The organism is Leisingera sp. ANG-M7, from assembly GCF_000813965.1.
Taxonomy (GTDB): Bacteria; Pseudomonadota; Alphaproteobacteria; order Rhodobacterales; family Rhodobacteraceae; genus Leisingera.
The window spans coordinates 1-3,963 of the sequence record NZ_JWLI01000035.1; the positions used below are offsets into that span (position 1 = coordinate 1).

Below are 3,963 nucleotides of genomic sequence, written 5' to 3' on the forward strand. Positions count from 1 at the left end.
CGACGACCGGCTGATGGAGGCGCTGGAGTTTGCGGGTCTTGGCGCCCATGTGCGCAACCATCACAAGGGTCTGGATCTGGAGATCAGCGACGGCGGCCATGGCCTGTCGATTGGCCAACGCCAGTCGATCGGCTGGGCCCGGCTATGGCTGCAGAACCCCACTGTCGTGCTGCTGGATGAACCGACTGCAGCGTTGGATCAGACCCTGGAACGCACCTTGGTAAGCCGCCTGGAAAGCTGGCTGGAGGGCCGCACTGCCGTAATCGCCACCCACCGGATGCCGATCCTTTCGCTGACCAACCGAACGCTGATCCTGCAATCCGGCCGGATGGTCGTGGATGGCCCGCGCGATCAGGTATTGGCGCATCTGGCGGCAGGAGAAGGCAAATGACCATGGCACTGCACGACCCCTACGGCAATNNCGCATTATCTATCTGGCGCTGGCCGCTGTGCTCACCTTCCTGATCTGGGCAGCCTTTGCCTCCATCGACGAGATCGTGCGCGGTGAGGGACAGGTGGTCTCTTCCTCGCGCGCGCAGATCGTGCAGAACCTGGAGGGCGGCATTCTGGCGGAACTGCATGTGCGTCAGGGCGACACCGTAACCGCAGGCCAGGTGCTGGCCAAGCTACAGGACACCAAGTTCCGCGCTGCGGCAGATGAACTGCAAAACCAGATCGACGCGCTTGAGATCCGGCGCCACCGGCTGGAAGCGCAGACGAAAGGCGCCTTTGAATTCGCCGTGCCGGACATGCTGGCACAACGCTCACCCGGCATCCTAGCCTCTGAGCGTGGTCTGCTGACGGCAAGGCAGACCGACTTTGCCAGCCGCCGCGACAGCGCCCGGCAGATCATGGATCAGCTGAACGCAGAGCTCACCAATATGGAGAAGCTCTACAAACAAAAGATCGTGGCGCTGATTGAGGTCAACAAGGCCCGCAAGGCGGCCACCGATGCCCGTGCAAAATACAACGAAATCGGCACCCAGGCGGAACTGGAGCAGGCCGAGGAATACGCCCAGACCCTGCGGGAGATCACCACTCTGCGGCAAGAGCAACGGCTGGCAGTTGATCAGCTGAACCGCACCATCATCACCTCTCCCCTGGCGGGAATAGTGAATAGCCTTGCTGTCACCACCATTGGCGGGGATCCGCCCCGGCGAGGAGATCCTGGAGATCATCCCGCTGGGCGAGGAACTGTTTGTCGAAGCCCAGGTAAAGCCCGAAGACATTGCCAGCGTGCAACCTGGTCAGGACGCCACTATCAAACTGTCGGCCTACGACTACACCATTTACGGATCTCTGCGTGGCAAGGTGGATTTCGTCTCTGCCGACACGTTCGAGGATGAGCGCAACCCGCGCGCTGAACCCTATTACCGGGTGACGGTTCGGGTCGACAAATCCGGATTCACCGAACGCCAGCAGTCGATTGAGATCCGTCCGGGCATGCGGGCCACTGCAGAATTGCAAACCGGGGCCAAGACCGTTCTGCAATACCTTCTGAAACCGCTTTACAAATCCCGTGAGGCGCTGCGCGAACCCTGACTCTGCAAGGGGCTGCTCCAAGCCGAAGCAGCCTACTTGTAATGGGCAGCGGTAAACGGCGTGTCAGCCGGCTCGGCGGATCAGATCGCTCAGCGTTGAATCCAGGGCAGTGCCAATTGAGACCGGGCGGCGGCCCATCGCAGCCTTGGCCGAAATCACCGAAACAAGCCGCGGCGCCTGGCCCGGCCGAAGCTCCAGAACTGGTGATCCCGAGGCTCCGAAATCCACCAGGCAGGACATTACCAGCGTGCGGCTCTTGCGGGCCAGCACACTGCAGGACCGTTTCAGTCTGGGCCGGGTCGCGTGGTGCTGCGTATAAGACATCACATCCAGCATATCACCCCGCTCGGCACCGGTATGCATGGCGAGCGGTACTATCTCACGGCTGCTAATTGGCCGGTCCAGCCGCAATACAGCCAGATCATTCCCTATTTGGTGCGTTCCAGATGGGCGGTACCGGTACTGCGGATGCACAACGGCCTTTGACACCTGGCGCAACGCAACAGCGCGGCGCCCCGACAACCCAGCCTCGAACCAGATGCTCCGCGGATCGACCCGCGCACCTGTCCTTGGATCGAACAAGCAATGGGCGGCAGTCAGCACTAGATTAGGTGCCACCAGCGCGCCGGTACACATGCTCCTGTTGGCAATGTTCAGCCGCCCTACGGCTTCCAGTCCCTGTATCGATTCGGCGCGTGCCTGCGGTTCATCCGCAGCCGCGCCTAAGGGCATGCCCAGGGACAGGCATGCCGCAATTGCAGCGATAGTCAGTCTCATAACCCACTCCAACTTCCCACATGGGCATCGTCATTCAGGCGTAAGGCTGGAATGAGACCCAAAGTTGCCGGGCTGAGACCAAAAGGTGGACAGAATGCGGCAGCGTTAACAATTCCCTAACCCCCCCCGGTTATTGATGCTTAACCATGGCAAAAAAGCCTGCCGCTTGGCTAGGGGAAGTAAACAAAGCGTAAATATTTTTTCCAAGCCAAGAACAACAAAAGAGAATCCTGCGGCCCATCCAAGGCCGAATCCGGCCGGAAAGGCATCTTACTGTCGCGAGGCGAAGTCACCGGAACGGCAAAAGGATAGCGAATCCGGCCATTCGCAGCACACGCCTGCCCAAAGCAACTGAGCAGCCCCGAGCATGCAGACAGGCCCAATAGGTTAACGCCCGATTAGTTGATTGCTGACTTCGAAGGCAGCGGTACTCTGAAAAATGCAATCATTGTGAAAAAATTTTCCGCCATTTTCTGCAGTGTTAACGGATCAAAAATCAATCTGACGTTGTATCAAACCAATCAAAGTCCCCGTCCCCGGCGCTATGCCGGCGGATGCCTGCCGGAGGTGTTACGTTGAAAATGTTGCAGACTTTTAAACTTTCCCAAAAGCTCCCTCTGCTGGTTGTCGGCACAGCCGTGACGGTAACTGTTGTTCTGATTACCTTCAGCACCAGTTACTTCCAGCGCAGTGTCGTCCATGATGCCGAGATTGTCTTGCAGTCTCTGGTCCGCGACCGCGAGGCTGCACTGAATAACTACCTAGAGTCCATTGAAGCGGCAATTCTCACAGTTTCCGCCGTTCCGTCCACCGCCAAGGCAATGAAAGACATGGGCGTAACCTGGGGCAGCCGGAGCGGCAGCGGCCAGGAAGAGGTCAGCAACTTGTCGATGTTTGCCTCGGCGTCATCACCATACGACATTCACTTTGAGCGGAACCACCCCGCATTCACCGGAATGATGGAACGGCTTGGCTACTACGATATCTTCCTGATCAATCCAGAGGGTGACGTGATCTTTTCGGTCGCCAAGGAAGCCGACTACGCTACCAACCTGATTTCCGGCCCATACAATGAAACTGGCCTGGCACAGGCATACCAGCTTGCTGTGGTAGGTGCGAAAGAGCATGTCTATTTCTCTGATATCGCACCTTATGCGCCCAGCGCGGACGCACCTGCTGCGTTTGCCGCGGCCCGCATCCAAGATAGCGGCGGACGTTTCATTGGTGTATTTGCGGTTCAGGTCGCGATTGACGAGATATCCTCGATTATTACGGAATTTGGCGGCAACTTGGAAACCCTCGACGTTTTCCTTGCTGGGCAGGACCTCAAAGCCAGAACCGCTTCACGCCAGGACGGAGGCCACGGCCTCCTGGGCGACCTAGGGCAACGTCCCCATCTCCTGGAAGCATTTGCAACCGCTTCTGAATCAACCGGCACTGATGAAACAGCGGCAGGGGGCACCTTCTACCCATCAACCGCGCTGACCGATGGCAGCATCGTTGCAGCGGTCTCGGCACCGGTAACATTTCGCAACCTCCAGTGGGCACTGGTTGCGGAACTTGACCGAGATGAAATCCTGGCCCCGGCTGCTGCCCAGCGGAAAATCATGATCCTGATCTCTCTGATCTGCGCTGGGGGCATCT

At 58.6% G+C, this 3,963-nt stretch carries 2 protein-coding genes and 2 pseudogenes; 3 read left to right on the plus strand and 1 reads right to left on the minus strand.

Annotated features, from left to right (window positions below):
- Positions 1 to 391 (plus strand): ATP-binding cassette domain-containing protein (locus tag RA26_RS21660; RefSeq protein ID WP_039187493.1); only part of this gene is annotated, 391 nt, incomplete at its 5' end.
- A 31-nt stretch (positions 392 to 422) separates the two neighbouring features.
- A pseudogene (locus tag RA26_RS21665) lies at positions 423 to 1,542 on the plus strand (HlyD family type I secretion periplasmic adaptor subunit); the annotation flags it as partial.
- A 63-nt stretch (positions 1,543 to 1,605) separates the two neighbouring features.
- Here RA26_RS21665 and RA26_RS21670 read toward each other — a convergent pair.
- The gene (locus RA26_RS21670; protein ID WP_082015910.1) at positions 1,606 to 2,319 is read right to left on the minus strand and encodes a trypsin-like serine peptidase; all 714 of its coding nucleotides are present in this window, start codon (positions 2,317 to 2,319) and stop codon (positions 1,606 to 1,608) included.
- A 575-nt stretch (positions 2,320 to 2,894) separates the two neighbouring features.
- On the opposite strand from RA26_RS21670, the pseudogene RA26_RS21675 reads away from it, so the two are divergent.
- A pseudogene (locus tag RA26_RS21675) lies at positions 2,895 to 3,963 on the plus strand (cache domain-containing protein); the annotation flags it as partial.